24 protein-coding genes are annotated in these 26164 nt (G+C 44.1%); 13 read left to right on the top strand and 11 right to left on the bottom strand.

Features of this window, described 5'->3' with window-relative positions:
- Window positions 1–524: 524 nt before the first annotated feature.
- From QZ371_RS04815 to QZ371_RS04795, 5 genes are all read left to right on the top strand, one after another.
- Entirely contained in the window at window positions 525–1634 is a 1110-nt protein-coding gene (locus QZ371_RS04815) for a hypothetical protein (RefSeq protein ID WP_295210204.1), read from the top strand.
- 10 nt (window positions 1635–1644) lie between these two features.
- On the top strand, window positions 1645–1812 hold the full coding sequence (locus QZ371_RS04810) for a hypothetical protein (RefSeq protein ID WP_295210201.1): 168 nt from the start codon (window positions 1645–1647) through the stop codon (window positions 1810–1812).
- 83 nt (window positions 1813–1895) lie between these two features.
- Window positions 1896–2096: a hypothetical protein gene (locus tag QZ371_RS04805; protein ID WP_295210198.1), complete on the top strand. Its 201-nt coding sequence runs from the start codon at window positions 1896–1898 to the stop codon at window positions 2094–2096.
- Complete coding sequence (locus QZ371_RS04800) at window positions 2086–2286, top strand: hypothetical protein (protein WP_295210196.1); 201 nt, start codon at window positions 2086–2088, stop codon at window positions 2284–2286. Before QZ371_RS04805 ends, QZ371_RS04800 begins: the two co-directional genes overlap by 11 nt.
- A gap of 4 nt (window positions 2287–2290) precedes the next feature.
- Window positions 2291–3082: a zonular occludens toxin domain-containing protein gene (locus QZ371_RS04795; protein WP_295210193.1), complete on the top strand. Its 792-nt coding sequence runs from the start codon at window positions 2291–2293 to the stop codon at window positions 3080–3082.
- 46 nt (window positions 3083–3128) lie between these two features.
- Here QZ371_RS04795 and QZ371_RS04790 read toward each other — a convergent pair whose 3' ends face one another.
- On the bottom strand, window positions 3129–3320 hold the full coding sequence (locus tag QZ371_RS04790; protein WP_295210190.1) for a hypothetical protein: 192 nt from the start codon (window positions 3318–3320) through the stop codon (window positions 3129–3131).
- Between the two features lie 3 nt (window positions 3321–3323).
- The gene (locus QZ371_RS04785; protein WP_295210187.1) at window positions 3324–3467 is read right to left on the bottom strand and encodes a DUF6364 family protein; all 144 of its coding nucleotides are present in this window, start codon (window positions 3465–3467) and stop codon (window positions 3324–3326) included.
- An 803-nt stretch (window positions 3468–4270) separates the two neighbouring features.
- On the opposite strand from QZ371_RS04785, the gene QZ371_RS04780 reads away from it, so the two are divergent.
- The 5 genes from QZ371_RS04780 (at window position 4271) to QZ371_RS04760 (ending at window position 10690) form a co-directional block, all read left to right on the top strand.
- Window positions 4271–5215, top strand: a complete 945-nt coding sequence (locus QZ371_RS04780) for a DDE-type integrase/transposase/recombinase (protein WP_295210184.1) — start codon at window positions 4271–4273, stop codon at window positions 5213–5215.
- 124 nt (window positions 5216–5339) lie between these two features.
- Complete coding sequence (locus QZ371_RS04775) at window positions 5340–5702, top strand: hypothetical protein (RefSeq protein WP_295210181.1); 363 nt, start codon at window positions 5340–5342, stop codon at window positions 5700–5702.
- Window positions 5703–5783: 81 nt separating this feature from the next.
- Window positions 5784–7226, top strand: coding sequence for a proline--tRNA ligase (gene proS, locus QZ371_RS04770; RefSeq protein WP_295210178.1), 1443 nt, complete (start codon window positions 5784–5786; stop codon window positions 7224–7226).
- A 256-nt stretch (window positions 7227–7482) separates the two neighbouring features.
- Complete coding sequence (locus QZ371_RS04765) at window positions 7483–10326, top strand: right-handed parallel beta-helix repeat-containing protein (RefSeq protein ID WP_295210175.1); 2844 nt, start codon at window positions 7483–7485, stop codon at window positions 10324–10326.
- Window positions 10327–10453: 127 nt separating this feature from the next.
- Entirely contained in the window at window positions 10454–10690 is a 237-nt protein-coding gene (locus QZ371_RS04760) for a hypothetical protein (RefSeq protein ID WP_295210173.1), read from the top strand.
- A 157-nt stretch (window positions 10691–10847) separates the two neighbouring features.
- Here the strand turns inward: QZ371_RS04760 and QZ371_RS04755 are convergent, their stop codons facing one another.
- From QZ371_RS04755 to QZ371_RS04745, 3 genes are read right to left on the bottom strand one after another with little or no spacing between them, the layout of a single operon-like run.
- Window positions 10848–12746 (bottom strand): ABC transporter ATP-binding protein, encoded by a 1899-nt coding sequence (locus QZ371_RS04755; RefSeq protein WP_295210332.1) that lies wholly within the window; start codon window positions 12744–12746, stop codon window positions 10848–10850.
- A 40-nt stretch (window positions 12747–12786) separates the two neighbouring features.
- Window positions 12787–14556 carry an ABC transporter ATP-binding protein gene (locus QZ371_RS04750; RefSeq protein WP_295210171.1) on the bottom strand — a complete coding sequence of 590 codons (1770 nt, stop codon included), beginning with the start codon at window positions 14554–14556 and terminating at the stop codon, window positions 12787–12789.
- Window positions 14557–14599: 43 nt separating this feature from the next.
- Window positions 14600–15043, bottom strand: a complete 444-nt coding sequence (locus QZ371_RS04745) for a MarR family winged helix-turn-helix transcriptional regulator (protein ID WP_295210168.1) — start codon at window positions 15041–15043, stop codon at window positions 14600–14602.
- A gap of 396 nt (window positions 15044–15439) precedes the next feature.
- Between QZ371_RS04745 and QZ371_RS04740 the strand changes: the two genes are divergently transcribed.
- Entirely contained in the window at window positions 15440–16309 is an 870-nt protein-coding gene (locus QZ371_RS04740) for a LysR family transcriptional regulator (protein ID WP_295210165.1), read from the top strand.
- 731 nt (window positions 16310–17040) lie between these two features.
- Window positions 17041–20190, top strand: coding sequence for an isoleucine--tRNA ligase (gene ileS, locus QZ371_RS04735; protein WP_295210162.1), 3150 nt, complete (start codon window positions 17041–17043; stop codon window positions 20188–20190).
- A 509-nt stretch (window positions 20191–20699) separates the two neighbouring features.
- Here ileS and QZ371_RS04730 read toward each other — a convergent pair.
- The gene (locus QZ371_RS04730) at window positions 20700–21899 is read right to left on the bottom strand and encodes a 6-phosphofructokinase (RefSeq protein WP_295210159.1); all 1200 of its coding nucleotides are present in this window, start codon (window positions 21897–21899) and stop codon (window positions 20700–20702) included.
- Window positions 21900–22446: 547 nt separating this feature from the next.
- On the opposite strand from QZ371_RS04730, the gene QZ371_RS04725 reads away from it, so the two are divergent.
- On the top strand, window positions 22447–22998 hold the full coding sequence (locus tag QZ371_RS04725) for an SH3 domain-containing protein (protein WP_295210156.1): 552 nt from the start codon (window positions 22447–22449) through the stop codon (window positions 22996–22998).
- Window positions 22999–23289: 291 nt separating this feature from the next.
- Here QZ371_RS04725 and QZ371_RS04720 read toward each other — a convergent pair whose 3' ends face one another.
- The 5 genes from QZ371_RS04720 to nth all read right to left on the bottom strand — a co-directional run bounded on the left by QZ371_RS04720 (window position 23290) and on the right by nth (window position 26029).
- A complete protein-coding gene (locus tag QZ371_RS04720) occupies window positions 23290–23703 on the bottom strand; it encodes a DUF6465 family protein (RefSeq protein ID WP_295210154.1) in 414 nt (137 codons plus the stop codon).
- A gap of 27 nt (window positions 23704–23730) precedes the next feature.
- Complete coding sequence (locus QZ371_RS04715) at window positions 23731–24009, bottom strand: HU family DNA-binding protein (RefSeq protein ID WP_295210150.1); 279 nt, start codon at window positions 24007–24009, stop codon at window positions 23731–23733.
- A 434-nt stretch (window positions 24010–24443) separates the two neighbouring features.
- Complete coding sequence (locus QZ371_RS04710; RefSeq protein ID WP_295210147.1) at window positions 24444–24662, bottom strand: hypothetical protein; 219 nt, start codon at window positions 24660–24662, stop codon at window positions 24444–24446.
- Between the two features lie 25 nt (window positions 24663–24687).
- A complete protein-coding gene (locus QZ371_RS04705; RefSeq protein ID WP_366558698.1) occupies window positions 24688–25212 on the bottom strand; it encodes a DUF5662 family protein in 525 nt (174 codons plus the stop codon).
- A 190-nt stretch (window positions 25213–25402) separates the two neighbouring features.
- Window positions 25403–26029 (bottom strand): endonuclease III, encoded by a 627-nt coding sequence (gene nth, locus QZ371_RS04700; protein WP_295210143.1) that lies wholly within the window; start codon window positions 26027–26029, stop codon window positions 25403–25405.
- Between the last annotated feature and the right edge of the window lie 135 nt (window positions 26030–26164).

Here is a 26164-nt window from a genome sequence, read left to right as displayed (position 1 = left end):
AGCTTTGTGCATTGTTTCCGCCCTTGTCTTGATGTGCGTTTCGTTTGTCCTGCCTGCGAGCGCGGATACAACATATCCTGCCCTAACTACAAGTAATGTTTCTGATGTATTGCTCGCAAATTATAAGAATATCCTTAACAAACATTGGGGAACTTCTGATTTAGCTTTGTATTGTTGCTTGGGCTCAAAATTCTGATAATAGTATTGCTTATCGTATTGAAGTATTTGATAAAAAGTATATTGGTACTACAGTTAGTTACAATGGACTTTATTACGGTCATATTGGTGATAATGGTTGTGAGACAACCGAAGATATTGTTAATGGTTATTGGAATAATCGTAATCTTAATTTTAACAATCCTTTTTACTCATCATCTCTTTATAAATCTCTTACTGGTCAATCGTCTATTCAATTTCATATTGTTTATTCAAACATCAAAATTGATGGTGTAACGGATATTGTTGACCCCGACGCCCCCGTTGTCCCATTTTCCGTTCAGTATTCCCGAAAACTCACAACAGGTATGTCACGCTCGGGAACATTGTCCGCTCCGGGTGCAAAAAATGACGGCGAAACCATAACAAACAACAATATAGATGTTACTGTCAAGCTTACTGACGAATACAAGCAGGCTATGCAAAAGGCTCTTGATAAAGACCCGAAAGCAACGCAATATACATATCAGTATGTATTGTTCATAACACCATATAACCCGAACATTTACGGAACTAAAAAAGCTATGGACGGAGCAATTTATACATTTCTTGATAAGTCAAAATACGTACTTACAACAGCTTACGGCAAAACAAAATCTAATACAACAACTGATTCAAAGTACGATACTGTCAGCACGCCCGACAGTTCTTCCGCCGATACTTCTTCGGGAAACGTTGGCGAAATGACCTCTGAAAATGCTGACGGCGTTGCAAATACCGCTTTCTGCAATGGCGTTACACCACTTTTCGGCTTGCCTATCGCTAATGGTGCAAATATGACCAACACGCACACGATAAATCTTGAAAATATCAAAGGTGCTGACAAACTTGGAGAACAGGATATTTTGTATATCGTTGTTGTAGGCAAAAGGTATCTGTATGAAACAGGTGCTGAGGGCTACGCTAAGGACTTCTACGCCAATAACGCAGAGTTTAAGACCTTTTACAAAGAGCTACCCGACAACGCTGTAGCAAGCAAGATAAATGGCTTGTATGGTGGCAATGGTTACGATTTTTACACCGTTGTTTCTGACGGATTTTCATTCAAAGATTATCCCGACTACAAACCATTAGAGATAAACGGCGTTGAATATCCTACGGATAAGTCTATTTCTGATATGCTTGATGACCCATTTCCACCTAGTAAATTTACCGATTATGACGGACTTGAAAACGGAACAGATTTTGATACAAAAGAAGATTTTGACGAATACATAAGAAATAAGACTTATGATGAAGAATTCGGCTCATTTAGCTTTAATCTCTCTGACATATCATCAATTTTTGACAGCACATCAGATTTCTTTAAGTTTATGACCGCAAGTATAGGTCTTATGCCGTCTATCTTCATTACCGTGCTTATTGCTTTTTTCACTATTATGCTTGGCATTTGTATTGTAAAGTGGGCTATAAAATAAGGGGGCATTTATGAATTTCTTTGATACAATGAAAACTGTTTTCGGTGCTATATGGAACTTGTTCGGGCTCCAACTTCGTTTCGGTCAGTATAGTTTCACGCTGGGTGCAATGCTTATCGGATTTTTTGTTATCTCCTGTTCGATCGCATTGCTACATTATCTTCTAAATGGTGATTAATATGTTAGATTTGATTTTAAATTTGCTTATATGTTTCATAATAATGCTTATCCTATGGCATTTTAACAAGAAAGGATATTGATATGTTAGCTATACTCAAACTATTTGTGATAATACTTTGTATTGTCCTTATGTTCTCCGCACTCTGCGGCGTGGCGGTCTTTGTATCAGATATCAAGCGTTTTAAGCTTGACACTCAAATGAGCCTGCCACGCAAAAAGCTTATAGAGCGGTATGTAGACCAACAGGAACTTGAAAAGGGCGGTGATAATAATGCTGTATGATGTTGAAAATTCCTGTTACCAACTTCTCAAACTCTTGGGCTGTGACCTTTCCGCAATCGACACTATAACCACTTGGAAACAGTTCGGTGTACTTTGCATTGAGTTCATTTTTGCCTGCATAATGCTTTATTTGTTGTGGAAGATGTTGTATAACGCTATGATAAGATTTTTCAATCCGAGAAAGTGGTGATAATATGGTTATTTTAGATTATTTCGTTCGTCTGCCTGCCCTTACTGCTTATGTATCATATGATAAAGCCACAGCCCTTTATTTCAACTGGAAACAGCTTTTTCAAGGCTGGGGCATACATTTATACGTCGGCAAGTTTGGAGCTGGCAAAACCTCTCTTATGGTGACGGAAGCGTACAAGCTGTGCTGTAAGTATCCTCAACTCAATATTGTCACGAATATTAAGCTTTCGGGTTTTCCCGAATATACAAAGATTTATCCCCTTAACTCTCCGCAGGATATCTTGAACGCTCCGAAAAACACGCTAGTATTGATTGATGAGATAGGAACGATTTTCAACAGCCGTGATTTTTCGGGAGGTCGCAACAGCGTTCCGAAAAGCCTTTACCAGCATTTGTGCCAATGCAGAAAACGCCGTATGATGATACTTGCCACAGTTCAGAGATTTAACCTCTTAGACAAGCAGATACGTGACATTACGGCAGATGTTACCGCCTGCCGAACGTATTTCAGACACCCTTTTACAAGGCTTATGACGGGCTATAAGTACGATATAGAGGAGTATGAAATGTACTCCGAAAATCATTCATACACCCCTGTTTGTTCGTCAACGGTCACACATTTACAGCGTAACCAATACCGCAAGCTTTATGATACTTCGGAACTTGTGACGAATATGCTCAACAGAGATTATATATCTGATGAAGAAATATTGCGTAATTGTGATAGCGAGAGCAATAATATCCCCCTTGATCGCAAACAGAATAAGCGTATGCGTAAGCAAAGCAAATGGTAGAAAAACACCGCTGAGGTTGCCTTTAGGCTCTCAGCGGTGTTTTGTGCTATTGCATATTGTTGTATTTTTCATCAACAAGTATTTGCTTTATTTCCTGCAACTCCTTGTTAGTCTTGCTCGTGTTAATTGCTGTGCATACTATTGCTATAAATAGCACAAGGTTGATTATTATGCTTACTATCGCAAAGCCTAACAGCATTGTTGCCAATGCCTCACTTGAATTAATTATCTCACTCATTTTCTATCCCTCGCTTACGTTGTTTAAATATTCTGTCAGCAATTTTTCAATGATTTTCGCTACACTTGTTTTCTCCTTGATTGCTTGTATCTTCGCTTTTTCAAGAATGTCTTGGTCAATCGTTGTTGTGAATTTTACCTTTGACATTATTATCACTCCTTTGCCTTAGTATATCACACTTTTCCAAATACGTCAATACGTATATTCGTGTAATTTGCCTATTGCAATATACGTATATACGTGTTATAATAAATACAGACAAAGGGAAAGCGGATAACCCACAAAACCGCAGAAAGGGTTGATTGATATGAAAAGACATTATTTTTATAAGGTTGAATTTGATGTAAAAAAATACGGCTCACATTATGAATTTTACTGTATGGCTTGCAATATGAAGGAAGCACGTACCCTTGCTTCGGCTTATTGGATTAATTCTCATCATTTTACCCCTATGTCTCATATAATCGTATCTCGTGTTAGCGATTACAAACCTTATACACTTTTTACATTTTATCGTGTTGCAGAACGATTACAAACCTTATACACTTTTTACATTTTATCGTGTTGCAGAATATTAAAGGTGGTGATTTTATGCAGCTATTTATTATCATTGGCTTTGCCCTGTTGCTTGTTATACTTGATATTTGTATAATTGATGATATGTTTTTCTACGGCAATAGCCTTTACTTTCTCTTGCCTTTTGCAAACTATCTCTCTATTGCGCTTTTCGCTATCTCTTACTATTTGTCTTAATGTCTGTGTATCTATCCATCAAGCGGACGGCTGGGGGTGAATTGCTGAGTGTTGGAAGTGTTGGAATGTTGGAAACCAACAGCTTACAGAGTTTTCAACATTTCAAAGCTTTCAATGATTTCAATGCTCTGCAAGAGGGGAACGCCGTTCAAGATTTCCCCTCTTTACCTATGGTTATGATGAAAGGACGATTGAAAATGAAAACTTCTAATCAGCTCGCAAGTTATCGTGAGAGCCTTGTGAAATACGCTCTTAAGTACGGCGTTACAAAAGCCGCTATCAATTACAATACCAATAGACAATATGTCTATCGTTGGAAAAATCGCTATGACGGCACTACAAAGAGCCTGCTCAATCGTTCTCATTGTCCAAAGTCTTTTCCAACCGCTCATACTGAGAGTGAAATAAACCTTATCAAGAACTACCACCGCAAAAACAAGCACACAGGACTTGTAATGCTCTATGTTAAGCTTGTACAAGCAGGCTATAAGCGTTCTATCACAAGCCTTTACAGACAGCTTAGAAGGCTTAACGCTATCACTGTTAAGCTACCAAATCCAAAGATAAAGCCAAAGAAATACGAAACAATGTTTTATTGCGGTCAGCGTGTTCAGATTGATGTGAAAGTTGTTCCGACTTCTTGCATTATCGGTACTGAAAAATACTATCAGTATACAGCAATAGACGAGTACAGCCGTAAACGCTTTCTAATGGCGTTTAAAGAGCAAAGCACATATAGTACATATCAGTTTGTAGAAGCATTGCAAAGCGCTTGGAAATTCAAAATAGAGTGTATTCAGACCGACAACGGCTCGGAATTTACTAACCGCTTTAACACAAATAAAGATAAACCCTCGTTGCTTGATATTTGGTGCAAGAAACACAACTGCATACATAAGCTTATAAAGCCTATGACCCCACGTCATAACGGCAAAGTTGAACGCTCCCACCGCAAGGATAACGAATATTTTTACGCCACACACAAATTCTATGACTTTGAGGACTTCAAGCGACAGCTTAAACGTTGGAACTATCAGTATAACAACATTCCGACACGTGCGTTAGATTGGAAAACTCCACAAAGTGTATATAATGACTATATTAAATTTGGTGAAGTATACGAATTTAACTATAATAAATAAAAAAATGTGTAACACATCATTGACAAACCAACATGAGAAATAAAAAAATACGTTCCAGAGACCTTGCATTTACCTTGGTTTCGTGTTATAATGAATATATATTTGTGCAAAAGGGGTGATCCGTTTGAATAAAGAGCTGCTTTTATTGCTGGGCAAGCTGGCTATCGGGTGCGTTATTATTATGTCGCTTATCGTTATTGCCTGCCTTATTACGCCTAAGCTCGCTCAGTTCATCGAGAAGAGACACCCGAACCTTGCGGAGAATGACGATCCCGAAAGGGTGGACGACAATGTAACGGGCAATGACCCCAGGAATTACAATGTTCAGGGTATGTTTGACAAGTCTAAGCTTGATGATTGGGATCCAAATTACAAGATATATAATGAGGATATTTACGCTTTTAACTTCAAAAAGAAGAAAAAGCAAAGCCCTGAAAAGTCCGCCGATAATGTTGATAATACTGAGGATACAAGGGGCGGCGAATAGCGGCGCTATTATAATAGTATAAATTTATATGAATATAAATGCAAGAATATAAGAAGTTTAATTGGAAAGAGGTTTTTATAAATGGCTAAGGACAAGAAAATGGTCAATGCGATCACCTCAATGGACGAGGATTTCGCAAAGTGGTATACTGACATTTGTATGAAGGCTGAGCTTGTTTCATACACAAGCGTAAAGGGCTGTATGGTAATAAGACCTTACGGCTATGCGATCTGGGAGAACATTCAGCGCATTATGGACGGCAAGTTCAAGGAGCTTGGTCACGAGAACGTTAATATGCCTATGTTTATCCCTGAGAGCCTGCTTCAGAAGGAGAAAGATCACGTTGAGGGCTTTGCGCCTGAGGTCGCTTGGGTGACACACGGCGGAAGCGAGAAGCTTGAGGACAGACTTTGCGTTAGACCGACTTCTGAGACTTTGTTCTGCGAACATTATGCTGACATTGTACACTCTTACAGAGATCTGCCGAAGCTTTACAATCAATGGGTATCTGTTGTACGTTGGGAAAAGACCACAAGGCCATTCCTGCGTTCGAGAGAGTTCCTTTGGCAGGAGGGTCACACTATTCACGAGACCCCTGAGGAGGCAATTGAAGAGACAGAGAGAATGCTGAACGTATACGCTGATTTCTGCGAGCAGCAGCTTGCTATGCCAATTGTAAAGGGCAGAAAGACGGAGAGCGACAAGTTTGCAGGTGCAGAGGCGACATACGCTATCGAGGCGCTTATGCACGACGGCAAGGCTTTGCAGGCGGCAACGTCGCACTATTTCGGCAATGGTTTTGCAAAGGCATTTGACATAACATTCACGGGCAGAGACAACAAGCTTGCTCACCCATATCAGACATCTTGGGGTTCGACGACTAGACTTATCGGTGCTATCATAATGACACACGGCGATGACAACGGACTTGTTCTGCCACCAGCAGTTGCGCCGATACAGGTAGTTATCGTACCAGTTGCGCAGCACAAGGAAGGTGTACTTGACAAGGCTAGGGAGCTTTACGAGCAGCTCAAGGCGGCAGGCATAAGAGTAAAGCTTGACGATTCAGAGCAGTCGCCAGGCTGGAAGTTTGCTGAATACGAGATGAAGGGTGTACCTGTAAGGCTTGAGATAGGTCCTAAGGACATTGAGAACGATCAATGCGTACTTGTAACGAGACACGATCGTGAGAAGGTATTCTGCAAGCTTGGCGATCTTATAGAGACTGTCAACGAGAGGCTTCAGGCTGTACACGATGGACTTTACGAGAAGGCGCTTGCCAACAGGGAGAGACGCACTTACGTTTGCAAGACCCTTGACGAGATAACGGCTGCTCTCGAAGAAAAGGGTGACGGTTTTGTCAAGGCAATGTGGTGCGGCGAAGAGGCTTGCGAGGACAAGGTAAAGGAGATCACAGGTGTTGGCTCGAGGTGCATACCTTTTGAGCAGGAGCACATTGATGATGTTTGCGTTTGCTGCGGCAAGCCTGCTAAGCATATGGTGCTTTGGGGCAAGGCTTACTAATTTGATATTTTATAGAGAGCGTACTTTTGAGAGTGCGCTCTTTTTGTTTTGTAGTGCGATTGATGTTACGTCGGGGGTAGCTGTGTCGCAAAATCGCGTCGTTCCTGCTGCCTACCAAATATGGGGCGTTGATTTTGTGCGACATTCACAAAAAGTTTATTCTTTGTTGACTTATGTTTAACTTTGCTTTATAATATTACTTATAACGTCAACTTCTCAAAAATATATACACGCAGTTGCTAAGGAGACAATGTAAATGGTTTTTATTGGCGATTATGAAAATAAGAATATAGTCAAACGGCTGTCTGCGCTGGTGGTCTCGCTGATGATGGTTTTCTCTCTCGGCGGCGCTCTATCGGTGGGTCAGCCTGTTTTTGCGCAGGAAGTTATCAGTTCTGCCGGCTCCACCGCTAATGGTGCGGACTTCGACTTCTCACATATGAAGATCGAAGAGATCAACGTTTGCGCTGATTTTAACGCTGACAACACCGCTTTCGCTACTGCTGACAAGCAGATACAGGCGGCGCTCGACACGGCGAAAGTCAACTCACGAAAGGGTATCACCACAAAGGTAATTATCCCGAAAGGTACTTATCTTTTGTCAAGCTCTTTGGTGGTTTACAGCGACACTTGGATATACTGCGAGGATGGGGCTGAGCTCAAGAGGTGTTCGCCTTTTGGCTCGCTTTTAAAGACCGACCCCAACGGCATTGGCGGTTATGACGGGGTGCAGAATATTATCCTCGAGGGCGGCGAATGGAACGGCAACACGGCGGAATACCCCAGTCTTGCGGAATTTTCTAATCTGAGGTTCGCACATTGCAGGAATTTGCTTCTCAAAGACGTTCACGTTTCCAACAATGCGGACGGACACCACGTTGAGATCGGCGGTGCGGCTGATGTTACTATCGAGGAGTGCGTTTTTACGGGTTACAGCGGTGAGCTCAAAAAAGAGGCTATCCAGCTTGACTGTATGAACAGCGAAGAGGTTTTTGCAGGCTATGCGCCCTTTGACGACACGGCTTGCGAGAACGTTGTTATAAAGGACAATTTGTTTTCGGGCATTTGCCGTGGACTTGGTTCACACTCTGTGACTGTGGGGGTATATTACAAAAATATCCTCATTGAGGACAACACTTTTGAAAACCTCAGCGGCACGGCGATGATAATGTATAATTATCAAGACTGCACTATACAAAACAACACTTTGACCAATTGTGCCAGCGGAATTGAATTCAAGTCGATGTCACGTTTGCCCGACAGCAATTTCCACGCACCTGCTCAGGGTTCGATGGATAGCGCAATGGAAAATGTTGTTTCAGACGCTAATTCTGTTATCACGGGCAACACAATAGCCACCAACGCCACGGACGACAATGGTTACACTTGCGGAATTATGCTGGCAGGATATGAGGTATCGGGCAGCGAGATCATACCGGATTATGACTTTTGCATAACGGGCGTTGAGATATCGGAAAACAGGATAGAATCAACGGGAACGACCCTTATCATCAATGACGCTGCAAACTGCGTTATTGATTCAAACGTGCTTATTTGCGGTCACGACGGGGTGAATTTCAAGGACAAAAACAATGTTAGCATTACGGACAGCAACGAGCTTGTCATAACGGACAATCTTGTTTCCGACTCGGCGAGGAGCGGAATTTTGCTTTCAAACAGCTCTTTCAACACCATTTCGGGAAATACTGTGGCCAATGCAAATTACAATGGCATAAATATTTTCAGCGGTTCGGCTTCTAACAAGCTTATTGGCAATACTGTTTACAATCCGCAGAAAAACGGCATTTCCGTTTCGGCGGACTCGGCTGCGCTTATCGAGGGCAACACCATCACGAACGCCGCAGAGAACGGCATTTCGGTATACTGCTATTCGGACGCTGACTGCAAGAACAACACTATCACCGCAAGCGGCGGTCACGGCATTGCGTACAATCTTGACACAAGCGGTGAGATCGTTGCGAACAATGTTGCATATTCTCAGCGTGACGGTGTGACTGTGACAAACCATAGCGAGGACGTTGACGTTAAGGCGAACAGCATTTCGGGCAGCGCTGGCAACGGCGTTTCGGTATCGGGCTACACGGCTAAGGATATCGAGGTAGTGAAAAACACTATCGACACCACGGGGCGCAACGGAATTTCCGTCAGCTCAAACAGCAGCGCTGAGATCAAAGACAACACGCTGAAAAACGTCAGCGCTATGGCGTTGATGAAGAGCGAAAACTCCACTATCACCCTTTCAAAGGTGACGGAAGTCAAGGCGGTGTCCGTCACAAAGGACGCTGTTAAGCTCAGCTACTCGGGTGGTTCGACAAACAAGTGCGGTTATGAGATTTATCGCAAGGTGGGCTCGCAGAGCTGGAAAAAGCTTGGCGAGACTGCAGCGACGACTTATTCTGACGGCACGGTTTTAGGGCAGAACACCTATTATTACAGGGTGCGCTGTTATGAGACTGTTGGCGGAAAGAAGATATACGGCGATTACTCCGACCCTTACAAGGTGCAGAGTGCAAAGGTTTCAAAGCTTTCCAACACATTGATAAGCGGCATACCTGAGAAAAAGGTTTGGACGGGCAAGGCTATCGTGCCGAATGTTGTGATAAAGAACGAGGGCAAGAAACTTGTCAGCGGAAAAGATTACACGGTGAAATGCTCTTCAAACAAGGCTGTTGGCACGGCAAAGGTAGTTATCACGGGCAAGGGAAATTACTCGGGCAGCGTGACAAAGACTTTCAAGATAGTGCCCCAGGGGCAGAGCATAACTATCAAGGCCGGAAAAGCCGACGAGAAGGGCGAGACTTTCACGGCGGCTGTGGCGCTCAAAAAGCACAGCTTCAACACGGGTTATCAGATACTTTACGCCGACAACAGCGGATTTAAGAACTACAAGTCGGTATGGATAACGGACTGCAAAAAGGCGTCGGCGGAGATAAAGAAGCTGGCTGTGGGAAAGGTCTGGTATTTCAAGGCGAGAGATTATAAGACTGTGGGCAAGACGAAATGGTACGGCGAATGGTCGGGGGTAAAGACTGTTAAGGTTGAGAAGGTCGAGAATAACGAGAAAAAGGCGATACCATAATTCCTTATTCCTCTCTTAAACGCTTTGTGCGGTTTAACGCCAAACAGAGCGGTTATATTAAAAAAGTGTATTGACAGACTTTGTTTAATGTGGTATAATTCAAAGAGTAACAAGGAAGGTGAATATAATGAACAATGTTGTAAAGGGCGATCAGGTAAAGGATTCATACGGAAAGATCTATGATGTTCTCGAGGTTCACGAGCACAATGTTCTGGTACTTGAGCAGGGCAAGCCGTATTGGGAGCGTATCTGTATGGGCCGTTTCGATTTCAACGCCTATTTCAGAAGCACCGATGAGCCTTTGGCGGATATTCCTCTGCCGTCTGTTGACGACGATCATTTCGATGACGAGGAAGAAGAATAAGATTTTTGAAGCGGTCGGCATTTGCGTGTTGACCGCATTTTTATTTTTGCGATCATATTCATATATTGGTTTCACAAAAAAGTTGATAAAGCAAACGGGCGAACACACCAAAATGTTCGCCCGTTTTTGTTGTTTGATCTATTTTCACTTTTCACTTTTACGCCGTTTCTTCGGCAAAGTTTCCTGTATATAGCTGATAGTATTTGCCCTTCTTGGCGATAAGTTCATCGTGAGTGCCACGCTCGATTATCCTGCCCTGCTCAAGTACCATTATGCAGTCTGAGTTTCTGACTGTGGAAAGTCTGTGGGCGATAACGAATGTTGTTCTGCCCTGCATAAGGGCGTCCATTCCTGCCTGCACGAGGCTTTCAGTTCTTGTGTCGATAGAAGACGTTGCTTCATCGAGGATAAGGACCGGTGGATCGCCGACTGCGGCTCTTGCTATTGCGATAAGCTGGCGCTGACCCTGTGAGAGGTTTGAGCCGTCGCCTGTGAGGACTGTGTTATAGCCCTCGGGAAGTCTTTCGATAAAGCCGCTTGCGTTGGCGAGCTTTGCGGCCGCCATACACTCTTCGTCCGTTGCGTCAAGGTTGCCGTAACGGATATTTTCCATTACTGTGCCTGTGAAAAGGTGGGTATCCTGCAACACTATGCCCAAAGTTTTTCTAAGGGCAGGCTTCTTTATCTTTGTGATATTGATGCCGTCATAGCGTATCTTGCCGTCTTGAATATCGTAAAAACGGTTGATAAGGTTTGTGATAGTGGTCTTGCCTGCGCCTGTTGAGCCGACAAATGCTATCTTCTGACCAGGTTTTGCGAAAAGCTTTACGTCGTGGAGGACTATCTTGCTGTCGTCGTAACCGAAATCTACGCCATCGAACACAACTTCGCCTTCCATTTTCTTATAGTCGACTGTGCCGTCAGCCTGATGGCGGTGCTTCCAAGCCCACATTCCTGTACGCTCTTTGCACTCTTCGATCTCGCCGTTCATATTGTACTTTGCGTTGACAAATTCAACATAGCCTTCGTCTGTTTCGGACTTCTGATCGAGGAGATCGAAAAGTCGCTGTGCGCCTGCTGTTGCCTGAACGACGAATGTCATCTGCTGGCTTATCTGTGTGATAGGCTGGGTGAAGTTCTTGTTAAGGGACACGAACGTTACGATAGTACCGAGGGTGAGGCCTGCATAGCCGTTTATTGCGAGGATAGCGCCGAGAATTGCGCAAAGTACATAGCTAAGGTTGCCGATATTTGCGTTTATTGGCATCATAATGTTTGCGTACTTGTTGGCTTCGTTTGCGCTTACTCTAAGCTTGTCGTTTATCTTTACGAAATCTTCTATTGCTTTATCCTCGTGGCAGAAAACCTTTACGACTTTCTGTCCGTCAAGCATTTCCTCGATAAAACCGTCAACTGCGCCGAGGTCACGCTGCTGGGCTGCAAAGTGCTTGCCCGATTTTGAAGCGAGGTCGTTTGTTACCTTTACCATAAACAGCGCCATTGCGATAGAAAGTATTGTCAGCGGAATGTTCAGCACGATCATTGAGATAAGTGTTGAAACAAGGGTCGCTGTGGAGTTTATAAGCTGTGGGATACTTTGGCTTATGAACTGTCTAAGGGTATCAACGTCGTTTGTATAAACTGACATTATATCGCCGTGTGGGTGGGTATCGAAATATTTGATAGGAAGTGTTTCCATATTGAGAAACAGATCGTCTCTGATATTTCTAAGAGTGCCCTGTCCGATATTTACCATTATTCTGTTATAGGCATAGGAAGCGGCTATACCGACCACATAGACTACTGCAAGGCCGCCGATAGCTTTTGCGAGGGGTGAGAAATCGTGGCTCTGAGTTTTGAGCATCGGTGTGATATAATCGTCAACAAGGGACTGAATAAACATCATTCCCGCAAGGGTGGTGACAGCCTGCACGAGGATACACACAACGACTGTGATGAAAGAGAATTTATAGCTTTTGAGCATATATTTCATTACTCTGCCGAGAATTTTCATCTGATCGCCCGACATTTTCGGCTTGCCCATTTTGCCGTTCATAGGCTCTTTTGCGTTTGGATCATTCTTATTATTTGGCATATTAAGCTTCCTCCTTTCCTGCTGATGTTGCGGCTGTTGGGACATCGAAGTCTCCGCCGCCCTTTATCTGTGATTCGTAAATTTCCTTGTATATCTCATTATTTGCGACCAGTTCATCGTGAGTGCCGAAGCCGTTGACCTTTCCGCCCTCGAGGACGAGGATCCTATCGGCGTCCTGCACGCTGGAGATACGCTGTGCGATGATGAACTTTGTTGTGCCGGGGATAGACTTTGCGAAAGCTGCTCTTATCTTAGCGTCAGTTGCGGTATCGACTGCGCTTGTGGAATCGTCAAGGATAAGGACTTTCGGCTTTTTGAGCAGCGCTCTTGCGATACAAAGTCTCTGCTTCTGTCCGCCGGAGACGTTTGTGCCGCCCTGCTCGATATAGGTATCATACTTATCGGGGAAGCGCTCGATAAACTCATCTGCGCAGGCTGCTTGGCAGGCTTCGATGCACTCAGCCTCGGTAGCGTTTTCGTTGCCCCAGCGGAGGTTATCGAGTATGGTGCCCGAGAAGAGGACATTTTTTTGGAGCACTACTGCCACCTGATTTCTCAGATATTCCATATCGTAGTCCTTTACGTCCTTGCCGCCGACGCAAACTGAGCCGCTGTCTACATCGTAAAGACGGCTGATGAGGTTCACAAGGCTGGTCTTTCCGCAGCCTGTTGAGCCGATTATGCCGATAGTTTCGCCCGACTTGATATGCAGGTCGATATCTGTGAGAACCATTTTGCCGTTGCCGTGCTTATAAGAGAAGCTTACGTTATTGAAGTCAACAGAGCCGTCCTTCATATCTGTTGAAGGGTTTTCGCCGTTGTGGAGATCGGGCTGCTCTCTGAGAATTTCAGAGATACGTCTGATACTAGCAGTTGACATTGAGATCATAACGAAGATCATTGAGAGCATCATAAGGGACATCATAGCGGAGATGACATATGTGAAAACTGAGGAGAGTTCGCCTGTTTTCATCACGCCGTTTACGACGTTCTTTGCGCCCAGCCAGCTTATGAGCATTACGCAGGAATAGATAACGAACATCATAACAGGGTTATTAAGGGCGATAAGGCTTTCGGCCTTGACGAACATTTTATAGAGGTTGCCCGAAGCTTTCTTGAACTTTTTCTGCTCGAAGTCCTCTCTTACATAGGCCTTAACGACTCTGATAGCGGAGACGTTTTCCTGTATGCTTGCGTTGAGGTCATCATACTTTTTGAAGGCTTCTGTAAAAACTGCCATTGTCTTTTTGATGATGATACCGAGGACGATGCCGAGGAGCAGGATAGCTGCAAGGAAGATAAGGCTCATCGAGCCGCTTACAGCGAAGCACATTGCCATTGCGCAGATGAGCATAAGGGGCGCTCTTACGGCGATACGGATTATCATCTGATAGGCGTTCTGCACGTTTGTGACGTCGGTGGTCATTCTTGTAACGAGGCCTGCGGTGCTGAACTTGTCGATATTTGAGAACGAATAGGTCTGCACCTTGCGGTAGATAGCTTCACGGAGGTTGCAGGCGAGGCCTGAGGAAGCGGAGGCGGCGTATTTACCTGCCAGAAAGCCTGACAGAAGGCTTATCATAGCGGCGACGACCATAAGTCCGCCGAAGATATAGACGTTAGTCATATTGCCTTTTTGAATACCGTCGTCGATTATTTTTGCCATTATGAACGGCAGCAGCATTTCCATAAAGACTTCCAACGCTGTAAAGATCGGTGTTAGGATAGAGTCTTTTTTATACTGCTTGATCTGAGCGATTATTTCTTTCATTCAGATCTCTCCTTTCTGTAATTTATTTGCTATTTATTATTTGTTATTTATTGTTTGGAAAGATATTATCTATCATTTTTCTTTGGAGCGTTTCCATATGGTCAAGCTCCTCATCGGAGAAGTTACAGAAAGCGCTTGTTTCTATTTTAGCGAGGCAATCGCAAATATCCTGCTGGAGGTCATAGGCTTTTTGAGTAGCTATGATCTTCTTATGTCTTTCGTCCTCGTCGCTGCCCTCATAGGTAAGATATCCGCCCGCACGGAGCTTTTTGATAAGTCCCGAGACAGTAGCACGGGAGATATTGAGGTCGTGGTGTATAGCTGTTGAGAACACGGGCTCGCCGTTATGCTCCATTATATACATCAAGACGTGGCTTTGGGCGGCTGTTATGCCCTTCCCTGCCAACATAGTATTTATCTCGCACTCTATTTTAAGATGTATATACTTTGAATACCTCAAAATATTCTTTTTTCTGTTATCCGCCAAATTGTTCGCCTCCTTATATGTTTGTGCCTAACAATTTTCTTTACCTAATAATATCACAAAATCACTTGAAAGTAAAATTCAAATATGTTATAATAAATAAAAGAATTTTATAGATAACGATTAGTTTTACTTTTTGTTAACACTTGTTTACCAAGCGAAACTTTTGTGGTGATTTCAACTATGGTTCGGGGTTGGGTTTGTGCAGTGTGTACAAAATCGCTATTTAGTACGATTTTGTATGCCATAAAAAGGCGCAGGTGGGACGTCGAGGACGCAAATTGTTGCGAGCTTTGTCGAACAACAATTTTCCCCTACAAATAAAACATCGCCGCTAGGCGATACCTTCATTCCTCATTCCTCACTTATACACGCTCTTTATAGAAAGGAAAACAATATATGAATACAGTCCAACTTGAGTGTTTTCTCGCTGTCGCACAATATCTTAACTTTTCCAAGGCGGCGGAAGCTGTCAACATTACTCAGCCTGCTGTCAGTCATCAGATAAATTCCCTCGAGGACGAACTCGGCGTGCGGCTTTTCGTCCGCACCAGCAAAAATGTTTCCCTCACCAACGAGGGCATTATGTTTATCTCTGACGCTGAACAAATTCTCAAGATAGCTGGTTCTGCTAAATTTCGCCTATCCGAAAAACCAAAGGACGAACCCGTGCGTATCGACATCGGCTGCCACAACCAAGCGGAAGTTGACGTGCTCCCTCCTGCGATAAGGGAGCTTTCCAAGCTTTACGCCGATCTTCTGCCCTCTATCCACATTCTGCCCTTCAAGTCTATCGACAATCAGCTCAAAGATCAGAAGATACAGCTTTTGCTATCTTTTAGAAGCTCTCAGTCGCAGCCTTTTGATTTCACAGAACTTTGCCGCTGTCGTCTTATGTGCATTTGCAGCCACGATCACCCACTTGCTGCGGCAGAGAGTCTTGATATTGACGATATCACAGGCAGACCGATATTTATTGAACGACACACCTGTCCCGACGACGTTTTTGCTTTACAGCACAGGCTGCTTGCTCACGGAAAGCTTGAAAAGATCACTTTCTGTGGCGATTATGAAAGCGCTTTGGCTCTTGCGGAAGCTGGGCTTGGATTTATGATATTCCCTGTTATCGGCGACACATTTAGAGGAACGTTGAAGTGTATTCCTATAAATGGTGTTGATGAAATGATTTTCGGGGCGTATTATTTGCGCTCGCAGCTTGAACCGCAGGCACGGGATATGATAAAAATTTTGCAGCGGCAATTTAAGTAAATTGAGCAATAAAAAATAATGCTGTTTGCGGAACAATATTGGCAAAGGGCACAAAGTCGGCTTATTGATTTGTGCATATCGACGATTTTATGCAAAGGCTCTTGACTTGGAGCTAACTCCAAGTGATAAAATATATACAATACAAAATATAAGAGACTGTTGAAAAACGCCAAAATAACGGGCGAACGATGTTCGCCCCTACATATAAACAGCGTATTTAAGCACATATGCAGGGGACGGCGTCCTCGACGTCCCACTTTTGTCTGACTTTTTCAACAAGCTGTGCGACCTTCGTTCGCTTTGCTTTTTCTCACTTAATTCTTAATTAACAAATTAGGCATTGACAGCGACTTTAAAACGTGGTATACTGATTTCATATGTAAAAAACGTTGACGGAGACAGTAGGCTTTTTGCGAAAATCTCAGCGAGCCGCCGATAGTGCGAGGGCGGTATGACAAGCTTCAAGCTGAATATCACTCCCGAGTTGCAATGCCCAAAGTGCTTTGATCTTTATATTTGCACAAGTAAGCTTCGCCGCTTTTCCTGCGTTAAAGGGAACGCATATGTCGGTATGCTGAAAAGGTGGTTTGCGAATGGCTTTACGGCTTTCGTCCTGTTTCAGGGCGGAAGCCTTTTTTATTGCGCTGCGCAATTTTGTCTTTTGGCGTTTTTGTAAATGTGCGTAAATTTTCCTAAATTTATGATCAGAAAATCAGAAAGGATTGATCTTCGTGTACAAAAAGGTTGACACCAATCTGAACTTTGTTCAGAGAGAAAAAGAAGTCGAAAAATTCTGGGACGATAGCAATATCTTTGAAAAAAGTATTGACAGCCGTAAAAAGGGCGAGTCCTATGTTTTCTATGACGGCCCTCCGACGGCTAACGGCAAGCCGCACATCGGCCACGTTCTCACCCGTGCTATCAAGGATATGATACCAAGATACCGTGCGATGAAGGGTTATCAAGTTCCTCGTAAGGCAGGCTGGGATACTCACGGACTTCCTGTCGAGCTTGAAGTTGAGAAAATGCTCGGTCTTGACGGCAAGGAGCAGATCGAGGAATACGGACTTGAGCCATTCATCAAGAAGTGTAAAGAGTCTGTATGGAAATACAAGGGAATGTGGGAGGATTTCTCAGGCACAGTTGGTTTCTGGGCTGATATGGAGCACCCTTACGTTACCTATGACAACAACTTTATCGAGTCTGAATGGTGGGCTCTCAAGCAGATATATGACAAGGGCTTGCTTTACAAGGGCTTCAAGATAGTTCCTTACTGCCCACGCTGCGGAACTCCCCTTTCTTCTCACGAAGTTGCTCAGGGATACAAGACTGTTAAGGAACGTTCTGCGATCGTTCGTTTCAAACTTGTTGGCAAGGATGAATATTTCCTCGCTTGGACAACAACGCCTTGGACGCTGCCTTCAAACGTTGCGCTTTGCGTAAACCCAGATGAGACTTACTGCAAGGTCGAGGCTGCTGACGGCTACACTTACATTCTCGCTGAGGCGCTTCTCGATACTGTTCTTGGCAAGCTTGCAACAGAGGACAAGCCTGCATACAAGGCACTTGAGACATACAAGGGCAGCGATCTTGAGCACATCGAATACGAGCCTCTTTATGAGTGCGCTGCTGAAAGTGCAAAGAAGCAGAACAAGAAGGCACATTTTGTTACTTGCGACAGCTATGTAACTATGTCAGACGGTACAGGTATCGTACACATTGCGCCTGCTTTCGGTGAGGACGACTCCCGTATCGGCAGAAATTACGATCTGCCTTTCGTTCAGTTTGTTGACGGCAAGGGCGATATGACTGCTGAGACACCATTCGCAGGAATGTTCGTAAAGGACGCTGATCCGGAAGTTCTTAAAGATCTTGACAAGTCGGGCAAGCTTTTTGCTGCACCTAAGTTCGAGCACGATTATCCACATTGCTGGAGATGTGGTTCACCGCTTATCTACTATGCAAGAGACACTTGGTTCATCAAGATGACAGATGTCAAGGACAGACTTATTGCAAACAACAACACTATCAACTGGATACCTGAGAGCATTGGTAAGGGACGTTTCGGCGACTGGCTGAAAAACGTTCAGGACTGGGGAATTTCAAGAAACAGATATTGGGGCACACCGCTTAACATTTGGGAATGCGAATGCGGTCACAGACATTCTATCGGTTCTATCGAAGAGCTGAAGTCGATGTCAGACAACTGCCCTGAGGATATCGAGCTTCACAGACCATATATCGACGCTGTAACGATCAAGTGCCCTGAGTGCGGAAAGCAGATGCACCGTGTATCAGAAGTTATCGACTGCTGGTTCGATTCGGGTTCGATGCCTTTCGCTCAGCACCATTATCCATTTGAGAACAAGGAGCTTTTCGAGGCTCAGTTCCCTGCTGACTTCATTTCTGAGGCGGTTGACCAGACAAGAGGCTGGTTCTATTCGCTGCTGGCTATCTCAACGCTTATCTTTGACAAGGCGCCTTACAAGAACGTTATTGTGCTTGGTCTTGTTCAGGACGAGAACGGTCAGAAGATGTCAAAATCAAAGGGCAACGCTGTTGACCCATTTGAGGCTTTGGCTAAATACGGCGCTGACGCTATCAGATGGTATTTCTACACCAACTCTGCGCCTTGGCTGCCGAACAAGTTCCACGACAAGGGCGTTACAGAAGGTCAGAGAAAGTTTATGGGCACACTTTGGAACACATATGCTTTCTATGTGCTTTATGCTGAGATCGACCAGTTCGACCCGACAAAGCACGAGATCGAATATGACAAGCTTTCCGTTATGGACAAGTGGCTGCTTTCAAAGATGAACTCTATGATAAAGGCTGCTGATGACAACCTTAACAATTACAGGATTCCAGAAGCTGCAAAGGCTATGCAGGAATTTGTTGACGATCTTTCCAACTGGTATGTAAGAAGAGGCAGAGAGAGATACTGGGCACAGGGTATGTCACAGGACAAGATCAACGCTTATATGACCCTTTACACGGCACTTGTCACACTTTCCAAGTGCGCAGCTCCTATGGTCCCATTCATCACAGAAGAGATCTATCAGAACCTTGTTAGAAGCGTTGACAAGGACGCTCCTGAGAGTATCCACCTTTGCGATTATCCAGTTTGCGATGAGAATATGATCGACGAGAAGCTTGAATCAGATATGGAAGAGGTACTTGAGATAGTTGTTCTTGGACGTTCTGCAAGAAACGGCGCAAGCCTCAAGAACCGTCAGCCGCTCAGCGTAATGTACGTTGCAGCTGACCACGCACTTGACGATTACTATATCGACATCATCAGAGACGAGCTCAATCTCAAGGAAGTTCAGTTCTCAAACGATGTATCTGCATATATCGACTACAAGTTCAAGCCACAGCTCAAGACCCTTGGTCCAAAATACGGCAAGCAGCTTGGCGAGATCAGAACTCAGCTTTCACAGCTTGACGGCCACAAGGCAATGGGCGAGCTCAACGAGACAGGCAGCCTCAAGCTCAACATTTCTATCGGCGAGATCACGCTTGACAAGGAAGATGTTCTTATCGAGTCTGAGCAGAAGGAAGGCTTCTACACCCTTTCTGAGGGCGGCGTAACTGTTGCTATCAGCACAGTTTTGACACCTGAGCTTATCGAGGAAGGCTTTGTAAGAGAAGTTATCAGCAAAGTCCAGACGATGAGAAAAGACTCCGGCTTTGAGGTAATGGATCACATTACAGTTTATGTCAGCGGCAGCGAGAAGGTAACGACAGTTGTAGACAAGAACAGAGACAGCATTTCTCACGATGTTCTTGCGGACAACATCATTCTCGGCGAGGCTAAGGGCAATGTCAAGGATTGGGATATCAACGGCGAAAAAGTTTCTATCGGCGTTGAGAAGATCTGATAATTTGAGATAATATGAAAAGAGCGCACAAATGAATGTGCGCTCTTTTTTTGTGTGCAAAAATTTGACAAATAAAGATATTTGTGTTATACTTTATGTCGGAAAAGGTAGATCTATACGGTAGGCGGTTGTCCTCCAAACGTACATAATCTGAATATTGTCGGCTGAAAAGTCAGGCAAAATAGGATATGGAAACGGAGGTGATAGAATGGACTTAGTTTACTTCGTATTGACTATTGTGTTACTGATCGTTCTTAATGAACTGATAAAGAACATAAAAAAATAACCGCCCCACGACCAAATAAGGCAGTTATTTTTCAATAACAAAGCATATGAGGCCAACCGTCTATACGATCTGCCTTTTCTATTTTTATTATACAACAATTTTTAGGACGTGTCAATAGGTTGGCACGCTTTTGTTTTGAAATATATCTGTGTGAAAAGGATGAGAGTAAGATCATCGCCAACGGCGATACCATAATTCCTCATTCCTCACTCCTCATTCATCACTACAATTTGAAATGGACGGGCATTCCGTTTTTCATTGCTATTTTTACTTCGCCTTGAATGAGGGGCAGGAAGTATTTTATCGCTTCGGGTCTTACGTCGCTGCCGTCTTGGGATATCCACTTTGAGGGGAAGAACTTTTCTTTGTTGGCGGTCTGATGTGCGTCGGCGCTTTCTACTGTCACAACGTATGGCACGTCGCTGAGGCGCTTGAATATCATCATCTTGCCTGTTTCGCCTGCCAATGCTGCCCTTACGCCTGCGGAACCGATCTCCTCGGCTTCGTCTATGTCAGTCTTTGAGCAGATGTGGGATGAGCAGCGCTGCATAACGTTTAGCTCGATGGAACGGACTTTGCAGCCAATGTTTTCCTTAACAAGCTGCTCCAATGTCTTGCCGATGCCCGAAAGATACTCGTGGCCGAAATTATCCACCATTCTCGGCTTGTTTTCCTCGCCCTTGAGCTTTACGCCCTCGGAGACTGCAACGATAACTGCCTTGTGCTTTGCCATTTGACAGCGAACGTCCTCAAGGAACTTCTCTGCGGTGAATTCACGCTCTGGGAGATAGATAAGGTGCGGAGCGATCTCGTCATTCGCCCTCAGAACGCAAGTTGAAGCCGTCAGCCAGCCTGCGTGTCTGCCCATTACCTCAACGATCGTAACGGACTCGATCGAGTAAACTATGCTGTCACGGATTATCTCTTGGATAGTTGCGGCAACATATTTTGCGGCAGAGCCAAAACCAGGGGTGTGATCTGTTATTGGCAGGTCGTTGTCGATAGTCTTTGGCACGCCTATCACCTTTATATTCGAGCCAACGCTTGCGATATAATCGGAAAGCTTTGCGACTGTATCCATTGAATCGTTGCCGCCAATGTAGAAAAATGCTTCTATCCTGTGCTTTTCAAGACAGTTGAGGATACGCTCATAAGTCTCGCTGCCCTCTTCCACATCGGGGAGCTTGTATCGGCAAGAGCCCAAAACTGTGGACGGGGTCTGTCTCAGAAGCTCCATATCCTCGTTGGTCTTTATGACCTGTCTGAGGTTTATGAGCCTGTCGTTTATTATGCCCTCGATACCATTAAGAGAACCGAAAACGGCGTCGATCTCCGGAGTTTTAACAGCCTGCTTGAAAACGCCCACCAATGACGCATTTATTGCGCAGGTCGGTCCGCCTGATTGTGCAACGGCAATATTCATACTTGATCTATCTCCTCACCAATTATAATAAATTTAATCTCAAGTTTTCATATATTAATATTTATGATTATTATAGCATACAATATAAAGAATTAAAAGCCTAAAAGCAAAAATCGCATAAAAGTTTTCACTTTGTCACAAAATAAGGTAAGTGGAAAACGTTATCTATATCGAATAATGAAAAAACATATTTGCTCTCACGAGTTTATCATAAGATTTTCATATGATACATCAGGCAACAGCGCATAGGGATTGTGCGTAAGATGCGCCGTCAGATTTTTTGTCAGATCATCTAAAAACGGCGCAGGCATACTAGCGTATGTCAAGTCGTTTTTGGGTGATATGGCGGAAAATCTGCAAGCAGATTGCGTGCAAAGCCGCTGGACGTTCCCTATGCGCTGTTGCCTGTAATTAATGTAACCGAATTTTAATTGACAGGCACGAAATTTTTATGTATAATTATATTGAACGATCACGAAAACAGTCGAAATATGCTTTATGGCGTATTTTGCGGTTTGTGAAATTTTGAAAGGATTGAGCATTTATAATGTCTGACAATAGAAACAGAGAAAATTATAACCGCAGACAGCAGGGACAACATTATGATCAGCGTCCTCAGCAGAGTGCCGCTTCTTCGACTTGGCTGACGCCGACGGTAAAGGGCATAATCGCTATACTTATCACTCTGCTTGTGGTAATAATCGTTGTAATGATATTCGCAAAGAGCTTGTTTATAAACACGAACACCACCCCGAAAAAGACGGGTACTATCACTTCGACAGAGTACGTTCCGCCAAAGACTACGACCACGACGGAAGCTCCCGAAGAGACTAAAAAGACCAAAAAGACCACCGAAGAGGACGAAGACCCGTACAGCGGCGACGACAGCGAAAGCGGTGACGCAGTTGGCGATATCCAATGTATAAGCGCTGTTTACCTGCACCCACAACCGACTTCAAGCTCGGAAAATCTGCTGACTATCCCATCGGGTGCGACCTGCAAATACTACCGCAATGAAAACGGCTGGTATTATGTTGAATACAACGGCACAAAGGGCTATGCTTGGCAGACGTTCTTCTCTACTCCGCCACAGGGGTAACATTTGATTACGATCTATTTCATCAACTTTCTTAAATAACGAAAAAAATACAGGGCTTTATGTCCTGTATTTTTTGCTTTGGTGGGGGTTAATTACGTGCAAACAGATATAAAAAGGCGCAACAAAAGGGTGGCGCAATACAATGGATAGTGTAACACGGAGAGTAGGCAAAAAAGGGTTATCAATAAAAATGTAGTGCAAACAAAAGGGGCGACCAAAGGTCGCCCCTACATTGTGTTCTATTTATAATAGCGGATAGCTAACGGGCGAACGATGTTCGCCCCTACCGTTTTAAAAAGAAACCTTTTGACCCTCCGAACCGATGCCCTTAACTGTGTAGTATGCTACGCCTTCTTCAGGCTTGATGTAGAGTGTTACAGTCTTTGGTGCTCTGTGACCCTTTGCCTTGTAGTCAGCCTTGGCAGCTTCAACGATAGTGTCAATGTTGATGTCTTCCTTGCCGCCGATCTGAAGGATAACTTCGTCCTTTACCTCTGCCTTGACAGCCTTCTTGACTGTTTCCTTCTTCTCCTTTGTTGCCTTTGCTGCGGTCTTTACAGCCTTTTCAGCAGACTTTACTGCCTTCTTTGCTGTTGCCTTAACGGCTTCGCCTGTCTTTTCAGCGGCAGCCTTTACCTCAGCCTTGACTTCCTTTACAGCCTCTTCTGCCTTTTCAGCAGGAGCATTGATCTTCTTTTCAGCCATTACCAAATCTCTCCTTACCTTATTACATTACTTTTTATCGACTGCTTCTTTAAGAGCCTTGCCAGCCTTAAATGCCGGAACTTTCTTTGCGTCAACGTGGATAGGCTGCTTTGTTGCAGGATTGATAGAATCCTTTGCAGCACGGTCTCTTACCTCAAATGAACCGAAACCTACTATCGAGACCTTTTCTCCCTTTGTCAAAGCCTCTGTGATAGTGCCTGTTACTGCTGAAAGTGCCTGCTCGGCCTCCTTTTTAGTATAGCCGCCCTTTTCTGCGATCGCAGCGATAAGATCATTCTTTGTCATTTTCGTGCTACCTCCATAATAATTTTAAATTTTTTATTGTTTGATATGCTGTACAATGCCATTTTGCGCATTTGCACAACCGCCCTTTTATGCTGTTATTATAACTTATTTGCCTGTGCTTGTCAATTTATTTCCCCCATTTTACGGGCTTATACGCAATCTTTGTAGCTTTTCATAAAAAAACTGAGGCACTCAAGGCACAATTTTGTACTTATTCACACCGTAGAAACAGAATTTATAATTTAGCCACATTTAACTTATTTCATAATTGCAATTATTTTATGAACCCACGGTTTTTAGGCATTTGCCTTTTTGCACCTTGGTATATTATTACACGAGCCGTCATTTATTATTCATTTTTGCGTTACAATATACGCCTCGAGCATAAAAATATCGCAGAGGATAATTTTCACCTTCTGCGATATTTCTTGTATTCACTTTTCAGATTTCGGCTGGGGCAGTCCGTATCGCTCATAAAATGCGGCGATATCATCTTTGCTGCGGACAAATTCCGCATACATAAGCTCGTGCCTGCTGCGATCGTAAAAGCCAATCGTCTGTTCACCTGTGCAGCTGCCCGTCATAATGAGCACTTCCATTCCCTCGCACTCTTTCGGCACGCTGCCCGATATCTTCTTTTTGAAAATGCTCATTTTATCACTTCCGCAATCAAATTTCTTAATATTTTTTCAGCCGTCTTATATAAGCAAAGGTGTAGTCCTCGCCCTTGTCTTTTAGCATTGTCAGCAGCTTTTCGATAAGCTCTGAAGTCTCGGGGTGGATAACTCTTGTTTTCTTTGCCTTGAGAAAATACGCCAGCGGTGCGCCGTCGTCATAGCTGTCCTTCATATATATCTTGCTCGCCGCAACCCTGTCGCAGAACATTTCTTTTACATATTTCAGCGGCATTTTCACAGGCTCCATAAGCTTTGTTTTGGTGTTGTAATCTGTCCAATACTCAAAATGGTGCTTGTTCCTGCCCTTGTGGTGCATCCAGCCGTAGGAAAAGCCGTAGGCTTCCCTTTCGCCTTCGTGTGGGGAGCGTGTGCCTTGATAATATTTACAGCCGTTTATAAATTCCTCGGGGGAATATTTCGACAGGTCGTGGCGCAGCCCTTGCCAGGGTATGCCTGCCCTAAAGCAGTTTTTTATTACCCCGTGGCGATGTCTTGTCACGGTCTTGAAATGCTCCCAAGCTTTTATCAAGTTACTCGTCTCCTCCTGCGTGAGCCGTCAATGCGGCACGCACTATATTGATATATTAATATATTGATATGTACATTATACTACTTTGCAGCCGAAAATGCAACCTTGCATTTATCGTTCTTTGTACGTTGGCAGACTGAAAATTACCCGAAAACGCTGTGCGATAAACTGCACATTTTGCAGAGGGCTATTTTCTTATTCCGCATAAATCCAGCAGCGGACATTCACCGCAGCGCTCGCCTCTTGCCTTGCAGTATTCACGACCGAACAGCACGAGCCTATGGCAGAAGTCTGAGGACTTTTCTGGGGGCAATATCTTTCGCAGGTCGGCTTCCACCTTTGCAGGCTCTTTATTGCTTGTGAGACCGAGCCTGCCGCATATCCTTATACAATGGGTATCCGTCACCACCGCAGGCTTATGAAAAACGTCGCCCATAACAAGGTTGGCGGTTTTTCTGCCTATGCCTGCGAGAGTGGTTAGCTCTTCGATAGTGTCAGGTATCTCGCCGCCGAAATTCTCCATTATCTGCCTGCACATCGTTACGATAGAGCGAGCCTTCGTCTTGTAAAGTCCGCAGGGCTTTATTATCTCCTCGATATCAGCGACATCGGCATTTGCAAAGTCCTCGATAGACTTATATTTCGCAAAAAGGTCTTTTGTTACGATATTGACTCTTGCGTCGGTGCATTGGGCTGAAAGCCTGCCTGCTATCATAAGCTCGTGGGGGGCTTTGTAATCAAGGGAGCATATGCCCTCGGGATAGACCTGCTCAAGGCGCTCTATTATAAGCTCTGCACGTTCTTTTTTGGTCATTTTTCGCTGCTCCTTTCTATATAGGTATTATCGAAACACATTCCGTGATATTTTCTATGTTGTAAACATTGTACACCTTTTTGCAGGATTAGTCAACCGCACTTTCATTTTCACAGTCGTTGGAGCGTTCATTCG

It is taken from the genome of Ruminococcus sp. (assembly GCF_019423705.1).
Classification (GTDB): Bacteria; Bacillota; Clostridia; order Oscillospirales; family Ruminococcaceae; genus Hominimerdicola.
This window is presented reverse-complemented; position numbering and strand designations above follow the sequence as displayed.